Raw genomic sequence first — 19,578 nt, 5'->3', positions numbered from 1 at the left:
TAAGGCGTAAAGCATATGAGCGAGTTGTTGTCCTCAGTCAGTGAACACCTCCTGGCGCCTGGCGGCGTAACGATCGAGAGCCTGCAAGGTGTGCTCGGCGATCTGGCCGGCCCGGGCATCGATGCCGCCGACCTGTATTTTCAGGGACAGATTTCCGAGTCCTGGGCGCTGGAAGACGGCATCGTCAAGGAAGGCAGCTTCAACCTCGACCAAGGGGTTGGCGTGCGCGCGCAATCCGGTGAGAAGACCGGGTTTGCCTACAGCAATGCCATCACCCTGGAAGCCTTGGGCGCGGCGGCCCGTGCTGCCCGTTCGATCTCCCGTGCCGGTCAGAACGGCAGCGTGCAGGCGTTCACCACTCAAGATGTGGCGCAGTTGTACGGGCCGGACAATCCACTCGAAGTGCTGACCCGCGCCGAGAAAGTCGATCTGCTCAAGCGTATCGATGCCGCCACGCGTGCCCTTGATCCGCGTATCCAGCAAGTCACCGTGAGCATGGCCGGTGTCTGGGAGCGGATTCTGGTGGCGTCCACCGATGGCGGTCTGGCTGCGGATGTGCGACCGCTGGTGCGTTTTAACGTCAGCGTCATCGTCGAGCAGAATGGCCGTCGCGAACGCGGTGGTCATGGCGGTGGCGGTCGTACCGATTACCGTTATTTCCTCGCTGAAGACCGTGCCATGAGCTATGCCCGTGAGGCGCTGCGTCAGGCACTGGTTAACCTGGAAGCCATTCCGGCGCCGGCCGGTACGTTACCGGTGGTGTTGGGATCCGGCTGGTCCGGTGTGCTGCTGCATGAAGCGGTCGGCCACGGTCTGGAAGGCGACTTCAACCGCAAGGGCAGTTCGGCCTACAGCGGACGCATGGGCGAGATGGTTGCGTCCAAGCTGTGCACTATTGTCGATGACGGCACTCTGACCGGTCGCCGTGGTTCGTTGAGCGTTGACGACGAAGGCACCCCGACCGAATGCACCACGCTGATCGAAAACGGCGTACTCAAGGGCTACATGCAGGACAAACTCAACGCCCGCCTGATGGGCGTGGCCCGCACCGGTAACGGCCGACGCGAATCCTACGCGCACCTGCCGATGCCGCGCATGACCAACACTTACATGCTCGGCGGTGAGAGCGATCCGGCGGAAATCATTGCCTCGGTAAAACGCGGCATCTACTGCGCCAACCTCGGCGGCGGTCAGGTGGACATCACTAGTGGCAAGTTCGTGTTCTCCACGAGCGAGGCGTATCTGATCGAGGACGGCAAGATCACCGCGCCAGTCAAAGGCGCGACGCTGATCGGCAACGGGCCGGAAGCCATGAGTAAAGTGTCGATGGTCGGTAACGATCTGGCGCTGGACAGCGGTGTGGGGACGTGTGGCAAGGATGGGCAGTCGGTGCCGGTGGGTGTCGGCCAGCCAACGCTGAAGATTGATGCGATCACCGTAGGTGGTACGGGCGCTTAAAAAGTGAAGCCCCGGGTGAGTCGCTTGGCGACTCCCCCGGTCAGAGATTCAGCGCAGACCGCGTTGAGTCTCGTCCAGCTCACGGATGTACTTGAAGATTTTACGGCTCGATGCCGGTGGCTTGTTGGTCGCCAATTCGTGCTGGGCCTGACGGATCAGGGAGCGCAATTGCTGGCGATCAGCCTCCGGGTAGTCGATGACGAACTTCTCCAGGACCGCATCGTCGCCAGCAATCAGGCGATCACGCCAACGTTCCAGGTTATGGAAGCGTTCGTTGTACTGGCGAGTGGAGGCATCGAGTTGATCGAGCAAGACTAGAATGGCGTCAGTGTCCTGATCGCGCATCAGTTTGCCGATGAACTGGAGGTGCCGTTTACGCGCAATGTTCGCGGTGTGCTTGGGCGCATCGGCCAGGGCCCGGCGCAAGGCGTCGGTCAGGGGCAGTTTGCCAAGCAAGTCCGGCTTGAGTGTTGTAAGGCGCTCGCCGAGGTCAACCAGAGCATGCAGCTCGCGTTTAACCTGGGATTTGCTTTTTTCTCCCGTATCGAGGGAGTCGTCGTAAGAATCAACCATGGTGGCCGTCCGCAAAGAAACGCCGCCATGATAACCAGTCGGGGGCCGCTTGTCCGGCCCGGTCGCTCGATGACCTATACCGAAAGCAGAATTTGAGTGGAGAACAGCATGAGTGCAGTTGAAAGCGTCGGCCCACAAGCGTTGCCGGCACTGCAAGAACAAGTCGAGCAGATCATCGCTGAAGCCAAGCGTCAGGGCGCCAGTGCCTGTGAAGTGGCGGTATCTCTGGAGCAAGGCCTGTCGACCACCGTTCGCCAGCGCGAAGTCGAAACTGTCGAATTCAACCGCGACCAGGGCTTTGGCATCACCTTATATGTTGGCCAGCGCAAAGGCTCGGCGAGCACTTCGGCCAGTGGTCCGGATGCCATTCGCGAAACCGTCGCGGCGGCCCTGGCCATCGCCAAGCACACCTCGGAAGACGAAGCGTCGGGCCTGGCGGATGCCGCGCTGATGGCCAGGGATGTGCAGGATTACGACCTGTTCCATCAATGGGACATCACTCCGGAGCAGGCGATTGAGCAGGCGCTGACCTGTGAAGCCGCCGCGTTTGCCGCCGACAGCCGGATCAAAAACGCCGATGGGACCACCCTGAGCACGCATCAGGGCTGCCGTGTTTACGGCAACAGCCACGGTTTTATCGGCGGTTATGCGTCGACTCGACACAGCCTGAGCTGTGTGATGATCGCCGAGGCCGACGGCCAGATGCAGCGCGATTACTGGTACGACGTCAATCGTCAGGGCAATTTGCTAGCCGACCCGGTGAGCATCGGCCAGCGTGCCGCGCAACGGGCGGCGAGCCGTTTGGGCGCGCGTCCGGTGCCGACCTGTGAAGTACCGGTGTTGTTCTCTGCAGAGCTGGCCGGTGGTTTGTTCGGCAGCTTCCTGTCGGCGATTTCCGGTGGCAGCCTTTATCGCAAATCGTCGTTCCTCGAAGGCACGCTGGGGCAGAAGCTGTTTCCGGAATGGCTGACCATCGACGAACGTCCGCACTTGATGCGCGCCATGGGTAGTGCGGGGTTCGATGGCGATGGCCTGGCAACCTACGCCAAACCGTTCGTCGAAAAAGGTGAGTTGGTGTCCTACATTCTTGGCACCTACTCGGGTCGCAAACTCGGCATGCCGAGCACCGCCAACGCTGGCGGCGTGCACAACCTGTTCGTCACCCATGGTGACGAAGACCAGGCTGCCCTGCTGCATCGCATGGGACGCGGCTTGCTGGTAACCGAATTGATGGGGCAGGGCCTGAATATGGTTACCGGCGACTACTCCCGAGGCGCGGCGGGTTACTGGGTGGAGAACGGCGAGATCCAGTTCGCGGTCCAGGAAGTGACCATCGCGGGCAATATGCGCGACATGTTCAAGCAGATCGTTGCCGTGGGGAATGATTTGGAATTGCGCAGCAACATTCGCACAGGTTCGGTGCTTATCGAGCGGATGACGGTGGCGGGTAGCTAAGCTTTCCGCTGCACAAAAAGGCGCGCCACCCATCGGGTGACGCGCCTTTTTTCATGTCTGTCGCAAAGTTTTTGTAGGAGCCCGGCTTGCCGGCGATGGCGATTTTACAGCCGCCATCGCCGGCAAGCCGGGCTCCTACAGAAGGATCAGAGCTTTTCGGTACTCTTGTTTTGGTTCTCATTATCATCTAATAATAAATCTCATTACCGAATGAGCCCCGGATTATGAGTTCTGCCTTGCACGAGCAGCCCTACCTCGAAAGCTGGCGCTGGATGAGCCGCCAGATCCGTTGCGCGATGAATCCCGACGAGCCGCGCCTGATCGAACATTACCTCGCTGAAGGCCGGTATCTGGCCTGCTGCACGGCTAGCTCTCCCTGGACCATTGCTGAAACCTCTTTGCGCCTGCTGCTCGACACCGCCGCCGATGTCGCACTGCCCTGGCACTGGCGCACGTACTGCCTCGACCAGGCATGGCGCCCACTGCGCGAACTGGAACGCCTCTCTCTGTGTAAATGCCGCCTCAAGCGCTGGCAGAGCTACACCTGGCAATTGGCAACCTGCGAGTTGCAACCCTCGATTCCTCTCATAGAACTGGTGCAAGGATTTTCAGATGACCAAGACACGTATTGAGCGCGACAGCATGGGCGAGCTTCACGTCCCGGAAGACGCCCTCTGCGGCGCACAGACTCAACGTGCGGTGGATAACTTTCCGATCAGCGGCAAGACAATGCCGGTGCATTTCATCCGCGCGTTGATCCTGGCCAAGGCGGCCGCTGCCCGCGCCAACATCGACCTCAACCAGATCAGCGAGTCCCAGGGCAAAGCCATCGTCGATGCAGCGCTAGGCTTGCTTGAGGGGGACTTCATGCAGCACTTCCCGGTGGATATCTTCCAGACCGGCTCGGGCACCAGTTCCAACATGAACGCCAATGAAGTGATCGCCACCCTGGCCAGCCGCTTGCTCGGTGAGCCGGTGAACCCCAACGACCACGTCAACTGCGGTCAAAGCAGCAACGACATCATCCCCACCACCATCCACGTCAGTGCCGCACTGGCGTTGCACGAGCAGCTGCTACCGGCCCTGACAGGGTTGGTCCAAGTGATCGAGCGCAAGGCTGAACAGGTCCATCACCACGTTAAAACCGGTCGCACGCACTTGATGGATGCGATGCCAGTGCGCATGAGCCAGGTGCTCAATGGTTGGGCGCACCAGCTCAAAGCCAACATCGGCCATCTGCAGGATCTGCAACCCAGTCTGCAATCCTTGGCGCAGGGCGGCACGGCGGTGGGGACGGGGGTTAATGCGCATCCGGAATTCGCTGCGCGATTCAGTCAGCAACTAAGCAAGTTGACTCACGTGCAGTTCACGCCGGGCAAGGATCTGTTTGCGCTGATCGGCTCCCAGGACACCGCCGTCGCTGTGTCTGGGCAGCTTAAGGCTACCGCCGTATCGCTGATGAAAATCGCCAACGACCTGCGCTGGATGAACTCCGGTCCTTTGGCCGGCCTGGGCGAGATCGAGCTCGAAGCCCTGCAACCGGGCTCTTCGATCATGCCTGGCAAGGTCAATCCGGTGATCCCGGAAGCCACCGCCATGGTCGCCGCCCAAGTAATCGGCAATGACACGGTGATCACCATTGCCGGCCAGTCGGGCAATTTCGAACTGAACGTGATGCTGCCGATCATCGCCCAAAATCTGCTGAGTAGCATCGAATTGCTGACCAATTCCAGCCGCCTATTGGGCGAAAAGGCCATCGCCAGCTTCAAGGTCAACGAAGACCGCATCAAGGAAGCGTTGTCACGCAACCCGATTCTGGTGACCGCTCTCAACCCGATCATTGGCTACCAGAAAGCCGCCGAAATCGCCAAGAAGGCCTATCAACAAGGTCGTCCGGTGATCGACGTGGCGCTGGAACACACCGAGCTGACACGCAGCCAACTGGAAGAGTTGCTCAACCCGGAAAAACTCACCGCAGGCGGCGTGTAAAACGCCGCTGCCGCTTTGGAGGCTCACCATGGAGCACTGGAAACGCACGATCGAAAGAGCCAACCGCTTTTTCATGCTGGGTGAACTGGTCGATGCCCGCGAGGCTTACTTGCAGGCATTGGCCCTGGCCCAGGTGTTGTTCGAGCGCTGGGCGGATGCCGATGAAGCGGTGGCGGTCTGCGTGATTTCCCACCATAACCTGGCGGATTTGCATTTGCGTCTGAACCAGCCGGAGGAGAGCGCCGAGTATCTGTGCGCTATCCATCAGCGGTTGTTGCAGACCATGCAGGATCCGCGACTGGCACCGGCCCTGCGTGAAGCCGCGATGCGCCAGAGCAGCAAAACCTATGTCGAACTGCTGAATTTCATCAGCGAACACGGTGAATACCCGCGAACTCATCGTTTGCTGCACGTCGATGCCGCCGCGCCGTCACAACCTGCCGCGCCTCACCATCATGGAGTTCATTGAAATGGCTTTTACCTTGCCTGCCTTGCCGTACGCCTACGACGCCCTGGAACCGCATATCGATGCCCAGACCATGGAGATTCACTACACCAAGCACCATCAGACCTACATCAACAACCTCAACGCCGCCGTTGAAGGCACCGAATTTGCTGAATGGCCGGTGGAAAAACTGGTAGCTGCCGTGCAGCAGTTGCCAGAGAAACTCCGCGCTGCCGTGATCAACCAGGGCGGCGGGCATGCCAACCATTCGTTGTTCTGGGAAGTCATGACACCTGGCGGTGGCGGTAAACCGGAAGGCGCACTGGCTGCGGCCATCAATGAGCAACTGGGCGGTCTGGACAGCTTCAAAGAAGCGTTCACCAAGGCTGCGCTGACCCGCTTCGGCAGCGGTTGGGCCTGGCTGAGCGTCACGCCGCAAAAGACCTTAATCGTGGAAAGCAGCGGCAACCAGGACAGCCCGTTGATGAACGGCAATACGCCGATCCTCGGTCTGGATGTCTGGGAACACGCCTACTACCTTCAGTATCAGAACCGTCGCCCGGAATACATCAGCGCGTTTTATAACGTGATCAATTGGCCAGAAGTCGCGGCGCGCTATCAGGCTGCGCTGATTTAAGTCTTCTACAAAAACAATCCAAGGCTGACTATGGGCACTGAAACACTGGCGATCGGAAGTGGACGAATGTTTCGTTATGCATTTGGATCGCTGTTACTGCTGGCGGGTATGAGCTTGCTGGTTGCACACGGGCTGGAATGGCTGGATCTCGAACCGAAGCTGTCGCGAGCGTTACAGGGCGGTGCGATTTGCGCACTCGGCACCGCGCTCGGAGCGGTGCCGGTGCTGGTGGTCCGGCGCATGCCCGAGGCACTCAGCGATACGCTGCTGGGGTTTGGTGCGGGTGTGATGCTGGCGGCGACCGCGTTTTCGCTAATCGTGCCGGGCATTGCTGCGGCGGAAAACCTTGGCATGACCCCGTGGGCAGCCAGCAGCCTGATCTGTTTTGGCATCATGCTCGGCGCGTTCGGTCTGTTTCTGGTCGACCTCAAGGTCTCGGGGGCTTCACCGGAAATGCTCGTCGGCACCCCTGAGCACCCGGTGATTGCGCCGCGAATCTGGCTGTTCGTGTTCGCAATCATTGCCCACAACATTCCCGAAGGCATGGCGATCGGTGTATCGGCCGGCGGTGGAATGCCTGATGCTGACAGTTTGGCGATGGGTATTGCCTTGCAGGATGTTCCGGAAGGACTGGTGATTGCGTTGGTGCTGGCCGGGGCAGGGATGTCACGCTTCAAGGCATTCCTGATCGGTGCGGCTTCCGGTTTGGTCGAGCCCGTGTTCGCTCTGTTGTGCGCCTGGCTGGTGAGCCTGGCCGAACTGTTGTTGCCGTTGGGATTGGCAATGGCGGCGGGAGCGATGCTCTTGGTGGTGACCCACGAAGTCATTCCCGAGTCGCGCCGACACGGCCACGAAAAGCTTGCCAGTCTTGGGTTGTTGATCGGGTTTTGTTTGATGATGGTGATGGATACGGCGTTGGCCTGAACCGGGCGCTAATAGCTGAAGGAACATCTTGTGGCGAGGGAGCAAGCTCCCTCACCACAGAAGCGGGGGTTACTCGCCTTCGTCGAAGTAGTTATTGATCAACTTCACCAGCGCATCCAGCGCTTCCTGAGCCTGCTCGCCTTCCGTGCTCAAATGGATTTTGGTGCCCTTGCCGGCGGCGAGCATCATCATGGCCATGATGCTTTTACCGTCGACTGCGGTCTCTGGCGTGCGTCCAACCCTGATCGTGCAATCCTTGAACTGCCCGGCAACGCCAACGAATTTTGCAGAAGCGCGAGCGTGCAGGCCCAGCTTGTTGATGATTTCAATTTCCAGAGCAGGCATCGCGGTGTGAATCCTTTAGCTGAGGTCGCGGTGGCGAACCTGGACGTTCTTCAGGGATTGTTGCAGGGTCTTGGCCAAACGTTCGGTCAGGTAGACGGAGCGGTGGTGACCGCCAGTGCAGCCAATGGCAATAGTGACGTAGGCGCGGTTGCTGGCGGCAAAGCGGGGCAACCATTTGAGCAAATAGGTAGATATGTCCTGATACATCTCTTCGACATCCGGCTGTGCCGCCAGGTAATCGGCAACCGGTTGATCGAGTCCGGACTGCTCACGAAGCTCAGGCTTCCAATAAGGGTTCGGCAGGCAACGCACATCGAACACCAGATCAGCGTCTACCGGCATGCCACGCTTGAATCCGAACGACTCCACCAGGAACGCGGTTCCCGGCTCCGGCTGGTTCAACAATCGCAGCTTGATCGTGTCGCGCAGCTGATACAGGTTCAGGCTGGTGGTATTTATCTTGAGATCGGCGAGGTCGGCAATCGGTCCGAGCAAGGTGCTCTCAACGTTGATCGCTTCGGCCAGCGATCGGTTGGCGTTGCTCAATGGGTGACGACGACGGGTTTCCGAAAAACGCTTGAGCAGCGTTTCCTCGTCGGCATCCAGGTACAGGACATCGCACTGGATATGCCGGCTGCGGACTTCTTCCAGCAGGTCGGGAAAGCGTGTCAGATGGCTCGGCAAGTTACGCGCATCGATGGACACGGCAACCAGCGGCTGGGACAGCTCAGTGTGAATCAGTGCGCGCTCGGCCAATTCCGGCAGCAACCCGGCAGGCAGGTTGTCGATGCAGTAGTAGCCGTTGTCCTCGAGAACATCGAGGGCGGTGCTTTTACCCGAGCCGGAACGGCCACTGACGATGATCAAACGCATGGTTACGGCCCGTTTTGCTCGTCCAGGACAACCTGATACAAGGCTTCATTGCTCGGGGCGCTGCGCAGTTTTTCGCGCACTTCCTTGCGGTCGAGCATGCTGGCGATCTGGCGCAAAAGCTCCAGGTGCGCATCGGTAGCGGCCTGGGGGACCAGCAATACGAACAGCAGGTCAACCGGGGCGCCGTCGATGGCGTCGAAATCGATTGGGGCGTCCAGGTGCATAAGGGCACTGATGGGCGAATCGCAGCCCTTCAGGCGGCAGTGAGGAATAGCGATGCCGTTACCAAAACCGGTAGATCCGAGTTTTTCACGGGCAATCAAAGCCTCGAAGACATCTTGCATCTCCAGATCCGGCACTTCGCGATGGATGAGGTTGGCAATTTGTTCGAGGGCTTTCTTTTTACTGCCGCCCGGCACGTTCACCAGGGAACGGCCGGGGGTCAGGATGCTTTCAAGTCGGATCATGGGTTGGGAGTGTTAACGACCGGTAGCGCCCTGGAGGAGGCTCTGGGTCTTTTCCTTATGCTTTTTGAGTTGTTTATCAAGCTTGTCGGTGAGTGCGTCGATCGCCGCATACATGTCGGTATGTTCCGCGTTGGCGACAACTTCATTCCCGGGAATATGCAGCGTGGCTTCGATTTTCTGCTTCAACTTTTCGACCGTCATCGTGACCTGCACGTTGGTGATCTTGTCGAAATGTCGCTCCAATCGTTCGAGTTTTTCGCCGATGTAGGTGCGAAGAGGTTCGGTCACTTCCAGTTGGTGTCCACTGATGTTGACTTGCATACAGCTTCTCCTTCGTTGCCAGTGCATAAAGCGGCAGATCAGATGATCTGCCACTGGAACGCTGTGGCGTGGCTCTACATCAACCGCTTGCGTTCGCTCGAAGGCGCGATCCCGAGGGATTCGCGGTACTTGGCGACGGTGCGGCGAGCCACCTGAATGCCTTGTGCCTCCAGTAAACCAGCGATCTTGCTGTCACTCAACGGCTTTTTCTGATTTTCCGCGGCAACCAGTTTTTTGATGATTGCGCGGATCGCCGTGGACGAGCATTCGCCGCCTTCGGAGGTGCTGACGTGGCTGGAGAAAAAGTATTTCAGCTCATATATGCCCCGCGGGGTATGCATGAACTTCTGCGTGGTCACCCGCGAGATCGTCGACTCGTGCATGCCCACCGCCTCGGCGATGTCATGCAGGACCAACGGTTTCATCGCTTCGTCGCCGTACTCCAGGAAGCCGCGCTGATGCTCGACAATCTGGGTGGCTACCTTCATCAGGGTTTCGTTGCGGCTTTGCAGGCTCTTGATGAACCAGCGGGCTTCTTGCAGCTGGTTGCGCATGAACGTGTTGTCGGCGCTGGTATCGGCGCGGCGGACGAATCCGGCGTACTGGGCGTTGACCCGCAAGCGTGGCACCGACTCCTGATTGAGCTCCACCAGCCAGCGTTCGTTGTCCTTGCGCACGATGACGTCGGGAACGACGTACTCGGCTTCAGTGGACTCGATTTGCGAACCTGGACGCGGATTGAGGCTCTGGACCAGTTCGATGACCTGGCGCAGTTCATCTTCCTTGAGCTTCATGCGGCGCATCAGCTGGCTGTAGTCGCGGCTGCCGAGCAGATCGATGTAGTCGGTGACCAGACGCTTTGCTTCAGCAAGCCAAGGGGTCTTGGCGGGCAGCTGGCGCAATTGCAGCAGCAGGCATTCGCCCAGGTTGCGGGCGCCGATGCCGGCAGGTTCGAATTGCTGGATGCGGTGCAGAACGGCTTCGATTTCGTCGAGTTCGATGTCCAGCTCTGGATCGAACGCTTCGAGGATTTCCTCTAGCGTCTCGTCAAGGTAGCCCTGATTGTTGATGCAGTCGATCAGGGTCACGGCGATCAGGCGATCGGTGTCGGACATCGGCGCCAGGTTCAATTGCCAGAGCAGGTGGCTTTGCAGGCTTTCACCGGCGGAAGTACGGGTGGTGAAATCCCACTCGTCGTCATCGTTGCTCGGCAGGCTGCTGGCGCTGGTCTGGTAGACATCTTCCCAGGCGGTATCGACGGGCAGTTCATTGGGGATGCGCTCGTTCCAGTCGCCTTCCTCGAGGTTATCCACCGTCGGGGCGCTTTCCTGGTAGGAGGGCTCCTGAATGTCGCTGTTGGGCTTCAGTTCGGCATTGTCAGCCAAGGGGTCGGTGTTGTCGAAGTCGTCGCCTTCTTCCTGGCGTTCGAGCATCGGATTGGACTCCAGGGCCTCCTGGATTTCCTGTTGCAGATCCAGGGTCGACAATTGGAGCAGGCGGATGGCCTGTTGCAGCTGCGGTGTCATCGTCAGCTGCTGGCCCATTCTCAAGACTAGCGATGGTTTCATGGCAGGGGCTTAACACCTTATTCGCCGGCGCACATGCGCCATCCACTACAGGGCGCCGGAGCGCCAAACATAAGCAAATTATATGCCCGAAACTGCAGCGTTTGCCTAGAGCGCTGTAACAATAAAAAAATGTTGATTTTTTATCGAGACAAGCGCTTTGGCGACCTGCCAGACACCTCAGCGCTTACAGGCGGAACTCATGGCCCAAGTACACTTCCTTGACCAGGTCGTTGGCCAGGATGGTTTCAGAGTCGCCTTCGGCGATCAGTTGGCCATCGTTGACGATATAGGCGGTTTCGCAGATATCCAGGGTTTCACGGACGTTGTGGTCAGTGATCAGCACGCCAATGCCCTTGGCCTTGAGGTGGTAGATGATCTGTTTGATGTCACCCACCGAAATCGGGTCCACGCCAGCGAAGGGTTCGTCGAGCAGGATGAACTTCGGGTTAGTGGCCAGTGCCCGGGCGATTTCCACGCGGCGACGTTCGCCACCGGACAGGCTCATGCCGAGGTTGTCGCGGATATGGCTGATGTGGAATTCCTGCAACAGGCTTTCCAGTTCTTTGCGACGACCGGCCTTGTCGAGTTCCTTGCGGGTCTCGAGGATCGCCATGATGTTATCGGCTACCGAGAGTTTGCGGAAGATCGAGGCTTCTTGCGGCAGATAGCCGATGCCGGCCTTTGCACGGCCATGCATCGGCTGATGGCTGACATCCAGGTCGTCGATCAGGACGCGGCCCTGATCGGCCTGTACCAGGCCCACGATCATGTAGAAACAAGTGGTCTTGCCGGCGCCGTTGGGACCAAGCAGGCCGACGATCTGACCGCTGTCGATGGACAGGCTGACGTCACGCACGACCTGACGGCTCTTGTAGCTCTTGGCCAGATGCTGAGCTTTCAGAGTTGCCATTACTGGGCCTTTTGCTCGTCGGTTTTCTTTTTCGGCTGGATCACCATGTCGATGCGCGGACGCGACTCGGTCACCTTGCTGCCGGTAGCGCGACCGGCGCTGGCGAGCTTTTTCTCGGTGTCGTAGACGATTTTCTCGCCTTGGGTGACGTTGTCGTCCTTATCGATGACCTTGGCGCGGTCAATCAGCACGACACGATTTTGCTTGGCGAGATACTGGATGGTCACACCCCAGCCCTGCACGGGCTTGGTGTCTCCAGCGGTTTGCAGTTGCTCGAAGTAGGCCAGGTTGCCCACCGAGGTCACCACGTCGATGTCGCCATCGGCGGCACGGGTCATGGTCACTTTGTTGCCGGTGACCTTCATCGAGCCCTGGGTGATGATCACGTCGCCGGTATAGGTGGCAACACCGTTCTTGTCGTCCAGTTGGGCGTCGTCGGCCTGAATGCGGATTGGCTGCTGCTGATCGTTCGGCAGAGCCCAGGCGCTCACGCTTCCCAGTGCTGCGCCCAGACTGAGCAAAATAGGGAGGGTTTTAACGAGCCTCATACTGTCCTCTTACGTTCGATAGCAGGTGTATCCTGCTTTCTTTCAAATACGCTTTCATTCCGTTACCAGTCGATACGCCGCCAGCGCCGTCGATTCTAACGGGTTGCTCGGTCTGCGCATATTGCTGTTGCGGGAACACCGTCATGCGAGTGGTGGTGATCAGGGTCCTGCGATTTTTTTCGTCGAAACGCGTGATGCGTACCGAGTCAATCAATTCAACCTGCGTACCGTCCGGATTGACTTCACCCTTTTCGCTCTGGACGTGCCATGGGAACTCGGTACCACGGAACATGTTCAGGTCGGGGTTGGTCAGCAACGTCACTTCGGTTGCCTTGAGGTGTTCGACCTTGTCGGACGTCATCTCGTATTGCAGTTTGCCGTCCGGCAGGAACTGCACACTGTGGGCGTTGATCGCGTAATAGTCGATCGCGCTTTCGTCGGCCTTCACCACTGGCTTGTCGAGGAAGCGTTCCGGGCTGATATTCCAGTATCCGACCGCGGCGAAAATCGCCGCGATGGAGCCGAACACCAGAGTGTTGCGAATCTTTTTGCTCAACATGTCTTGGCTCACAGGTACGCGGCGTTGGCCGCATCAAGGCGGCCCTGGGCGCGCAGGATCAATTCGCAGAATTCTCGCGCGGCACCCTCGCCACCGCGGGCCTGGGTCACGCCGTGGGCGTGTTCACGCACGAAACTGGCGGCATTGGCCACTGCCATGCCCAAGCCTACGCGGCGAATCACCGGCAGGTCTGGCAAGTCGTCGCCGAGGTAGGCGACCTGTTCATAGCTTAGGTTGAGTTGGCCCAGAAGTTCGTCCAGTACCACAAGTTTGTCTTCGCGACCCTGGTAAAGGTGCGGAATGCCGAGATTCTTCGCTCGTCGCTCTACGACCGGAGTTTTACGGCCGCTGATAATAGCGGTCTGCACGCCGGCTGCCATCAGCATCTTGATGCCCTGGCCGTCGAGGGTGTTGAAGGTCTTGAATTCGCTGCCGTCTTCGAGGAAGTACAGGCGTCCGTCGGTCAGTACGCCGTCGACGTCGAATACCGCCAGTTTGATCTGTTGGCCACGTTGCAGAAGGTCTGCGCTCATTACATTACTCCCGCACGCAGCAAGTCGTGCATGTTCAAGGCGCCGACCGGGCGGTCTTCGCTGTCGACCACGACGAGCGCGTTGATTTTATGATCTTCCATGATTTTCAGGGCCTCGGCGGCGAGCATTTCGGCGCGGGCAGTCTTGCCGTGGGCAGTCATGACCTGGTCGATGGTCACGCTGTGGATGTCGATGGTGCGGTCCAGGGTGCGGCGCAAATCGCCGTCGGTGAAGATCCCGGCGAGTTTGCCGTCGGCTTCAAGGATCACGGTCATTCCCAGGCCCTTGCGGGTCATTTCCATCAGCGCGTCCTTGAGCAGGGTGCCGCGCTGAACCTGCGGCAGTTCTTGCCCGGCGTGCATGACGTTTTCCACTTTCAGCAGCAGGCGTCGGCCCAGCGCGCCACCCGGGTGGGAAAACGCAAAGTCTTCGGCGGTGAAGCCTCGCGCTTCCAGCAGGGCGACGGCCAGGGCGTCGCCCATGACCAATGCTGCGGTGGTCGAAGAGGTGGGCGCCAGGTTCAGTGGGCAGGCTTCGTGCTCGACGTGAACATTCAGATTGACTTCAGCAGCTTTGGACAGGGGCGAATTCGGGTTGCCGGTCATGCTGATCAACTGAATGCCCAGGCGCTTGATGAGCGGCAGCAGGGTGACGATTTCATTGGTCGAGCCGGAGTTCGACAGCGCGAGGATGATGTCGTCGCGGGTGATCATGCCCATGTCGCCGTGACTGGCTTCGGCCGGGTGCACAAAAAATGCCGTGGTGCCGGTGCTGGCCAGGGTGGCGGCGATCTTGTTGCCGATGTGCCCTGATTTGCCCATGCCAACCACGACTACGCGGCCTTTGCTGGCCAGAATCATCTCGCAAGCGCGTACGAAATCTGCATCGATTTGGGGTAGCAAGCCTTGTACGGCTTCCATTTCGAGGCGGATGGTGCGTTGTGCGGATTGAATCAGCTCGCTGGATTGGCTCATGTCGGAAATCGTATAGCCTGATGAAAAGGCGGCGATTATAGCGGTTATGATCGAAACCCTCACGCAAGTTCGTCGCGCATTGTCATTCCTTGTTACCGAATCCCTCTAAATGAAGCTTTTTGCCACTCATCTCGCGGAACATGGACCGGCATTGGCCTTGGGCGCGTGGCGTTTGCAGTGATATAGTTCGCCGCCAGTTCGGCCCGCCCGGGGATGTGCTTTTGTCAGGAAGCCAGGCGTCCGAGTGAGAGGCTGCATCGCAAGGAGTTTAGATGAGTGCCGATAACGCCTACGCGGTCGAGCTGAAGGGACTGACCTTCAAGCGCGGTGCGCGCAGCATTTTCAATAACGTCGATATCCGTATTCCCCGTGGCAAGGTCACCGGCATCATGGGGCCTTCCGGGTGTGGCAAGACCACGCTGTTGCGGTTGATGGGCGCACAGTTGCGTCCATCCAGCGGCGAAGTCTGGGTCAATGGGCAGAATCTGCCGCAGCTGTCTCGTAGCGATCTGTTCGATGCCCGCAAGCACATGGGCGTGCTGTTTCAGAGTGGCGCACTGTTTACCGATCTCGATGTGTTCGAGAACGTCGCCTTTCCTTTGCGCGTTCATACCGAGCTTCCGGAAGAAATGATCCGGGATATCGTCCTGCTCAAATTGCAGGCCGTGGGGTTGCGTGGCGCCATTGACCTGATGCCTGACGAACTGTCCGGGGGCATGAAGCGTCGTGTCGCGCTGGCGCGGGCGATTGCGCTCGATCCGCAGATTCTCATGTATGACGAGCCCTTTGTCGGCCAGGACCCCATCGCCATGGGCGTATTGGTGCGCCTGATCCGCCTGCTCAACGATGCACTGGGCATCACCAGTATCGTGGTTTCCCACGACCTGGCCGAGACCGCGAGCATTGCCGATTACATCTATGTGGTGGGCGACGGGCAGGTGTTGGGGCAGGGCACGCCGCAAGAACTGATGAACTCGGACGAACCGCGTATCCGGCAATTCATGACAGGCGAACCAGACGGTCCGGTCGCCTATCACTTTCCAGCGACGGATTACCGCGCAGATCTCCTGGGGAAGCGCTGATGCGCAAGACTTCACTAATAGAAAGAGTGCGCCGCTTCGGCCACGCCGGCATCGATGTGCTGGCGGTGTTCGGGCGTTCGGCGTTGTTCCTGTTTCATGCGCTGCTGGGGCGCGGTGGGATCGGCGGCGGTTTTGGCCTGCTGGTCAAGCAGTTGCATTCCGTCGGTGTGATGTCCCTGGTGATCATTGTGGTTTCCGGGGTGTTCATCGGCATGGTGCTGGCGTTGCAAGGGTTCAACATCCTGTCCAGCTACGGTTCCGAGCAGGCGGTCGGGCAGATGGTTGCCCTGACGTTGCTGCGCGAGCTGGGACCGGTGGTGACCGCGCTGCTGTTCGCCGGACGTGCCGGTTCGGCGCTGACGGCGGAAATAGGCAACATGAAATCCACTGAACAGTTGTCCAGCCTGGAGATGATCGGGGTCGATCCGCTCAAGTACATCATTGCCCCGCGCCTGTGGGCCGGTTTCATTTCCCTGCCGGTGCTGGCGATGATTTTCAGCGTCGTGGGGATATGGGGTGGTTCGTGGGTGGCCGTCGACTGGCTGGGCGTGTATGAAGGTTCCTACTGGTCGAACATGCAGAACAGCGTGACCTTCGCCGACGATGTGCTCAACGGCATCATCAAGAGCATTGTTTTCGCCTTTGTCGTCACCTGGATTGCCGTATTCCAAGGCTATGACTGCGAGCCCACTTCCGAGGGGATCAGTCGTGCCACTACCAAGACCGTGGTGTATGCCTCTTTGGCAGTACTCGGCCTGGACTTTATTCTGACCGCCTTGATGTTTGGAGATTTCTGATGCAAAACCGCACCCTGGAAATCGGTGTCGGCCTTTTCTTGCTGGCTGGCATCCTGGCTTTGCTGCTGCTGGCGCTGCGGGTCAGTGGCCTGTCCCCGAGCCCGAATACCGAAACCTATAAACTTTACGCGTATTTCGACAATATCGCCGGCCTGACGGTTAGAGCTAAAGTGACCATGGCCGGTGTGACTATCGGCAAGGTGACGGCGATCGATCTGGATCGCGACAGTTTCACCGGTCGCGTGACCATGCAGCTTGAAAAGCGTGTAGATAACCTGCCGGCGGACTCCACTGCATCTATCCTGACCGCTGGCCTGTTGGGCGAGAAGTACATCGGTATCAGTGTGGGCGGGGAAGAAGCCCTGCTCAAGGATGGCGGGACCATCCACGACACCCAGTCGTCGCTGGTGCTCGAGGACCTGATCGGTAAATTCCTGCTCAATACCGTTAGCAAAGACGCCAAATGAGGAGTTTCCAAATGATCTCTACCTTGCGACGTGGCCTGTTGGTATTGCTCGCGGCCCTGCCGTTGGTGGCTAACGCCGTGGCGGCGCCTTCCGCGCACGAACTGGTTCAGGACACTACAAACCGGTTGCTGGCCGACCTGGCCGCCAACAAAGAAAAGTACAAGCAGGATCCGCAGGACTTTTATGCGGCGCTAAACAGCATTGTCGGGCCTGTCGTGGATGCCGAGGGCATTTCCAAAAGCATCATGACGGTCAAGTACTCGCGCAAAGCCACCCCTGCGCAAATGAAAACCTTTGAAGAAAACTTCAAGAAGGGCCTGTTCCAGTTCTATGGCAATGCCTTGCTGGAGTACAACAACCAGGGCATTACCGTTGATCCTGCCAAGGACGAGTCGGGCGACCGTACTAGCGTCGGCATGACGGTCAAGGGCAGCAACGGTGCGATCTATCCTGTGTCGTACACACTGGAAAAGGTCGGCGGTGAGTGGAAGCTGCGCAACGTGATCATCAACGGCATCAACATTGGCAAACTGTTCCGTGATCAGTTCGCCGACGCGATGCAGCGCAATGGCAACGACCTGGACAAGACCATCAACGGTTGGGCCGGGGAAGTCGCCAAGGCCAAGGCCTCCACCGAAAACGCCGACCAGAAGTCAACGCAATGAGCGAGTCGGCCATCCAGATGGACGAGGCCGGCGAGCTGCGGCTCAGCGGCGTGCTGGATTACCGCACCGGCCCTGGATTGCGCGAGCAGGGCCACGCCTTGATCAAGGCGAGCAAGGCTGCGGCGTTAGTGGTCGATTGTGCAGCTGTGACGAAGTCCAGCAGCGTCGGTTTGTCCCTGCTGCTGTGCTTCATGCGTGATGCTCAGGCGGCCGGCAAGGCGCTGAGCATCCGTGCTATGCCAGAAGACATGCGTGAAATCGCTCAGGTCAGTGAGTTGACCGAGCTGTTGGCGCATCCCTAATCCACATCGATAAAGAAGCCCCCCGTCAGAGTCCTGCTTCGCGGGGTTCGCAGGCGCGGGGCTTTTTTGTATGATGTCCGACCCGCGCGCACAGGGCGCCGATTGAGGTTGAGCATGCAGGCCGTAGAAGTTAAAAGCTTCCTTGAAGGAAAGCTGCCTAATACCAAGGTGGAAGTTGAAGGCGAAGGCTGCAATTTCCAGCTGAACGTGATTAGCGATGAACTGGCGGCGTTGAGCCCGGTGAAGCGTCAGCAGCAGGTCTATGCCCATTTGAACCCATGGATCACCGATGGCAGCATCCATGCGGTCACTATGAAATTTTTCAGCAGCGCGGCCTGGGCCGAGCGCACCTGAGCCCAAGGGCGTCGAGATTCTTATGGATAAATTGATTATTACTGGCGGTGCTCGTCTTGACGGCGAGATCCGCATCTCCGGGGCAAAGAACTCTGCCCTGCCGATCCTGGCGGCGACCCTGCTGTGCGATGGCCCGGTGACTGTGGCCAACCTGCCGCACCTGCACGACATCACCACCATGATCGAGCTGTTCGGTCGCATGGGCATCGAGCCGGTGATCGACGAGAAACTGGCTGTCGAAATCGACCCGCGCACCATCAAGACCCTGATTGCTCCGTACGAACTGGTTAAAACCATGCGTGCGTCGATCCTGGTGCTGGGCCCGATGGTTGCCCGTTTCGGTGAAGCCGAAGTCGCGCTGCCTGGCGGTTGTGCCATCGGTTCGCGTCCGGTTGACCTGCACATCCGCGGCCTTGAAGCCATGGGCGCGGTTATCGACGTCGAAGGCGGCTACATCAAGGCCAAGGCCCCAGAAGGCGGCCTGCGCGGTGCGCACTTCTTCTTCGACACCGTCAGCGTGACCGGTACCGAGAACATCATGATGGCCGCTGCGCTGGCCAAAGGCCGCAGCGTACTGGCTAACGCCGCACGCGAGCCTGAAGTCGTCGACCTGGCGAACTTCCTGAACGCTATGGGTGCCAAGGTTTCCGGCGCTGGCACTGACACCATCACCATCGATGGCGTCGAGCGTCTGCACACCACCACTTACAAAGTGATGCCTGACCGTATCGAAACCGGTACCTACCTGGTCGCCGCCGCCGTGACTGGCGGTCGCGTGAAGGTCAAGGACACTGATCCGACCATCCTCGAAGCCGTCCTGGAAAAGCTCCGGGAAGCGGGCGCAGAAATCACCTGCGGCAACGACTGGATCGAGCTGAACATGCACGGCAAGCGGCCGAAAGCCGTCAACGTGCGGACCGCTCCTTACCCGGCGTTCCCGACCGACATGCAAGCGCAGTTCATCTCCCTCAACGCCATTGCCGAAGGCACTGGTGCCGTGATCGAGACGATCTTCGAAAACCGCTTCATGCACGTGTACGAACTGCACCGCATGGGCGCCAAGATCCAGGTCGAAGGCAACACCGCCATCGTTACCGGTACCGAAAAGCTCAAGGGCGCGCCAGTCATGGCCACCGACCTGCGTGCCTCGGCCAGCCTGGTGATCTCGGCGCTGATCGCCGAAGGCGACACCCTGATCGACCGCATCTACCACATCGACCGTGGTTACGAGTGCATCGAAGAGAAACTGCAGATGCTGGGCGCCAAGATCCGTCGCGTTCCGGGCTAGTTCTGCTGCATGGGCACAGGGACGTGCCCGATGATTTCGTTTCA

25 protein-coding genes are annotated in these 19,578 nt (G+C 59.1%); 14 read left to right on the top strand and 11 right to left on the bottom strand.

All coding sequences use genetic code 11. The features are described from left to right. Positions 1 to 15 precede the first annotated feature (15 nt). Positions 16 to 1,458: a metalloprotease TldD gene (gene tldD, locus ABVN21_RS19535; RefSeq protein WP_339554999.1), complete on the top strand. Its 1,443-nt coding sequence runs from the start codon at positions 16 to 18 to the stop codon at positions 1,456 to 1,458. Between the two features lie 48 nt (positions 1,459 to 1,506). Here the strand turns inward: tldD and yjgA are convergent, their stop codons facing one another. Next, positions 1,507 to 2,031: a ribosome biogenesis factor YjgA gene (gene yjgA, locus ABVN21_RS19530; protein ID WP_339555000.1), complete on the bottom strand. Its 525-nt coding sequence runs from the start codon at positions 2,029 to 2,031 to the stop codon at positions 1,507 to 1,509. A gap of 108 nt (positions 2,032 to 2,139) precedes the next feature. Between yjgA and pmbA the strand changes: the two genes are divergently transcribed. From pmbA to ABVN21_RS19500, 6 genes are all read left to right on the top strand, one after another. Further along, positions 2,140 to 3,486 carry a metalloprotease PmbA gene (gene pmbA, locus ABVN21_RS19525; RefSeq protein ID WP_339555001.1) on the top strand — a complete coding sequence of 449 codons (1,347 nt, stop codon included), beginning with the start codon at positions 2,140 to 2,142 and terminating at the stop codon, positions 3,484 to 3,486. 224 nt (positions 3,487 to 3,710) lie between these two features. Further along, positions 3,711 to 4,118: a FagA protein gene (locus tag ABVN21_RS19520; RefSeq protein WP_339553316.1), complete on the top strand. Its 408-nt coding sequence runs from the start codon at positions 3,711 to 3,713 to the stop codon at positions 4,116 to 4,118. Next, a complete protein-coding gene (locus tag ABVN21_RS19515; protein WP_339553317.1) occupies positions 4,099 to 5,475 on the top strand; it encodes a class II fumarate hydratase in 1,377 nt (458 codons plus the stop codon). Before ABVN21_RS19520 ends, ABVN21_RS19515 begins: the two co-directional genes overlap by 20 nt. Before the next feature lie 28 nt (positions 5,476 to 5,503). Continuing rightward, a complete protein-coding gene (locus ABVN21_RS19510; RefSeq protein WP_339553318.1) occupies positions 5,504 to 5,944 on the top strand; it encodes a hypothetical protein in 441 nt (146 codons plus the stop codon). A gap of 1 nt (position 5,945) precedes the next feature. Continuing rightward, entirely contained in the window at positions 5,946 to 6,557 is a 612-nt protein-coding gene (locus tag ABVN21_RS19505) for a superoxide dismutase (protein ID WP_339553319.1), read from the top strand. Positions 6,558 to 6,587: 30 nt separating this feature from the next. Then, positions 6,588 to 7,481, top strand: a complete 894-nt coding sequence (locus ABVN21_RS19500) for a ZIP family metal transporter (RefSeq protein ID WP_339553320.1) — start codon at positions 6,588 to 6,590, stop codon at positions 7,479 to 7,481. A gap of 69 nt (positions 7,482 to 7,550) precedes the next feature. Here the strand turns inward: ABVN21_RS19500 and ABVN21_RS19495 are convergent, their stop codons facing one another. The 10 genes from ABVN21_RS19495 to ABVN21_RS19450 all read right to left on the bottom strand — a co-directional run bounded on the left by ABVN21_RS19495 (position 7,551) and on the right by ABVN21_RS19450 (position 14,579). After that, positions 7,551 to 7,826 (bottom strand): HPr family phosphocarrier protein, encoded by a 276-nt coding sequence (locus ABVN21_RS19495; RefSeq protein ID WP_339553321.1) that lies wholly within the window; start codon positions 7,824 to 7,826, stop codon positions 7,551 to 7,553. Between the two features lie 15 nt (positions 7,827 to 7,841). Further along, positions 7,842 to 8,699, bottom strand: a complete 858-nt coding sequence (rapZ, locus tag ABVN21_RS19490; RefSeq protein ID WP_339553322.1) for an RNase adapter RapZ — start codon at positions 8,697 to 8,699, stop codon at positions 7,842 to 7,844. Positions 8,700 to 8,701: 2 nt separating this feature from the next. Continuing rightward, entirely contained in the window at positions 8,702 to 9,166 is a 465-nt protein-coding gene (gene ptsN / locus ABVN21_RS19485; RefSeq protein WP_339553323.1) for a PTS IIA-like nitrogen regulatory protein PtsN, read from the bottom strand. A gap of 12 nt (positions 9,167 to 9,178) precedes the next feature. After that, complete coding sequence (gene raiA / locus ABVN21_RS19480; protein ID WP_007941242.1) at positions 9,179 to 9,487, bottom strand: ribosome-associated translation inhibitor RaiA; 309 nt, start codon at positions 9,485 to 9,487, stop codon at positions 9,179 to 9,181. A 74-nt stretch (positions 9,488 to 9,561) separates the two neighbouring features. Then, positions 9,562 to 11,055, bottom strand: coding sequence for an RNA polymerase factor sigma-54 (locus ABVN21_RS19475; RefSeq protein WP_339553324.1), 1,494 nt, complete (start codon positions 11,053 to 11,055; stop codon positions 9,562 to 9,564). A gap of 184 nt (positions 11,056 to 11,239) precedes the next feature. Beyond that, positions 11,240 to 11,965 carry an LPS export ABC transporter ATP-binding protein gene (lptB, locus tag ABVN21_RS19470; protein ID WP_339553325.1) on the bottom strand — a complete coding sequence of 242 codons (726 nt, stop codon included), beginning with the start codon at positions 11,963 to 11,965 and terminating at the stop codon, positions 11,240 to 11,242. Next, positions 11,965 to 12,513 (bottom strand): lipopolysaccharide transport periplasmic protein LptA, encoded by a 549-nt coding sequence (gene lptA / locus ABVN21_RS19465; protein ID WP_339553326.1) that lies wholly within the window; start codon positions 12,511 to 12,513, stop codon positions 11,965 to 11,967. The genes lptB and lptA overlap by 1 nt, the downstream gene beginning before the upstream one ends. Continuing rightward, complete coding sequence (gene lptC, locus ABVN21_RS19460; protein WP_339553327.1) at positions 12,500 to 13,072, bottom strand: LPS export ABC transporter periplasmic protein LptC; 573 nt, start codon at positions 13,070 to 13,072, stop codon at positions 12,500 to 12,502. The genes lptA and lptC overlap by 14 nt, the downstream gene beginning before the upstream one ends. 8 nt (positions 13,073 to 13,080) lie before the next feature. After that, a complete protein-coding gene (locus ABVN21_RS19455; RefSeq protein WP_034147095.1) occupies positions 13,081 to 13,605 on the bottom strand; it encodes an HAD family hydrolase in 525 nt (174 codons plus the stop codon). Beyond that, positions 13,605 to 14,579 carry a KpsF/GutQ family sugar-phosphate isomerase gene (locus ABVN21_RS19450; protein ID WP_339553328.1) on the bottom strand — a complete coding sequence of 325 codons (975 nt, stop codon included), beginning with the start codon at positions 14,577 to 14,579 and terminating at the stop codon, positions 13,605 to 13,607. Before ABVN21_RS19450 ends, ABVN21_RS19455 begins: the two co-directional genes overlap by 1 nt. Before the next feature lie 272 nt (positions 14,580 to 14,851). On the opposite strand from ABVN21_RS19450, the gene ABVN21_RS19445 reads away from it, so the two are divergent. From ABVN21_RS19445 to murA, 7 genes are all read left to right on the top strand, one after another. Then, entirely contained in the window at positions 14,852 to 15,661 is an 810-nt protein-coding gene (locus ABVN21_RS19445) for an ATP-binding cassette domain-containing protein (protein WP_034147093.1), read from the top strand. Then, positions 15,661 to 16,458: a lipid asymmetry maintenance ABC transporter permease subunit MlaE gene (gene mlaE / locus ABVN21_RS19440; protein WP_034147092.1), complete on the top strand. Its 798-nt coding sequence runs from the start codon at positions 15,661 to 15,663 to the stop codon at positions 16,456 to 16,458. The genes ABVN21_RS19445 and mlaE overlap by 1 nt, the downstream gene beginning before the upstream one ends. Then, positions 16,458 to 16,925 carry an outer membrane lipid asymmetry maintenance protein MlaD gene (gene mlaD, locus ABVN21_RS19435; protein WP_034147091.1) on the top strand — a complete coding sequence of 156 codons (468 nt, stop codon included), beginning with the start codon at positions 16,458 to 16,460 and terminating at the stop codon, positions 16,923 to 16,925. Before mlaE ends, mlaD begins: the two co-directional genes overlap by 1 nt. 11 nt (positions 16,926 to 16,936) lie before the next feature. Continuing rightward, positions 16,937 to 17,590, top strand: a complete 654-nt coding sequence (locus ABVN21_RS19430; RefSeq protein WP_339553329.1) for an ABC transporter substrate-binding protein — start codon at positions 16,937 to 16,939, stop codon at positions 17,588 to 17,590. After that, on the top strand, positions 17,587 to 17,892 hold the full coding sequence (locus tag ABVN21_RS19425) for an STAS domain-containing protein (RefSeq protein WP_339553330.1): 306 nt from the start codon (positions 17,587 to 17,589) through the stop codon (positions 17,890 to 17,892). Before ABVN21_RS19430 ends, ABVN21_RS19425 begins: the two co-directional genes overlap by 4 nt. A gap of 114 nt (positions 17,893 to 18,006) precedes the next feature. Continuing rightward, on the top strand, positions 18,007 to 18,246 hold the full coding sequence (locus tag ABVN21_RS19420) for a BolA family protein (RefSeq protein WP_007901566.1): 240 nt from the start codon (positions 18,007 to 18,009) through the stop codon (positions 18,244 to 18,246). Between the two features lie 22 nt (positions 18,247 to 18,268). Further along, positions 18,269 to 19,534 (top strand): UDP-N-acetylglucosamine 1-carboxyvinyltransferase, encoded by a 1,266-nt coding sequence (gene murA, locus ABVN21_RS19415; RefSeq protein WP_034147088.1) that lies wholly within the window; start codon positions 18,269 to 18,271, stop codon positions 19,532 to 19,534. Positions 19,535 to 19,578: the final 44 nt, after the last annotated feature.

Source organism: Pseudomonas sp. MYb327, from assembly GCF_040438925.1.
Taxonomy (GTDB): Bacteria; Pseudomonadota; Gammaproteobacteria; order Pseudomonadales; family Pseudomonadaceae; genus Aquipseudomonas.
This window is presented reverse-complemented; position numbering and strand designations above follow the sequence as displayed.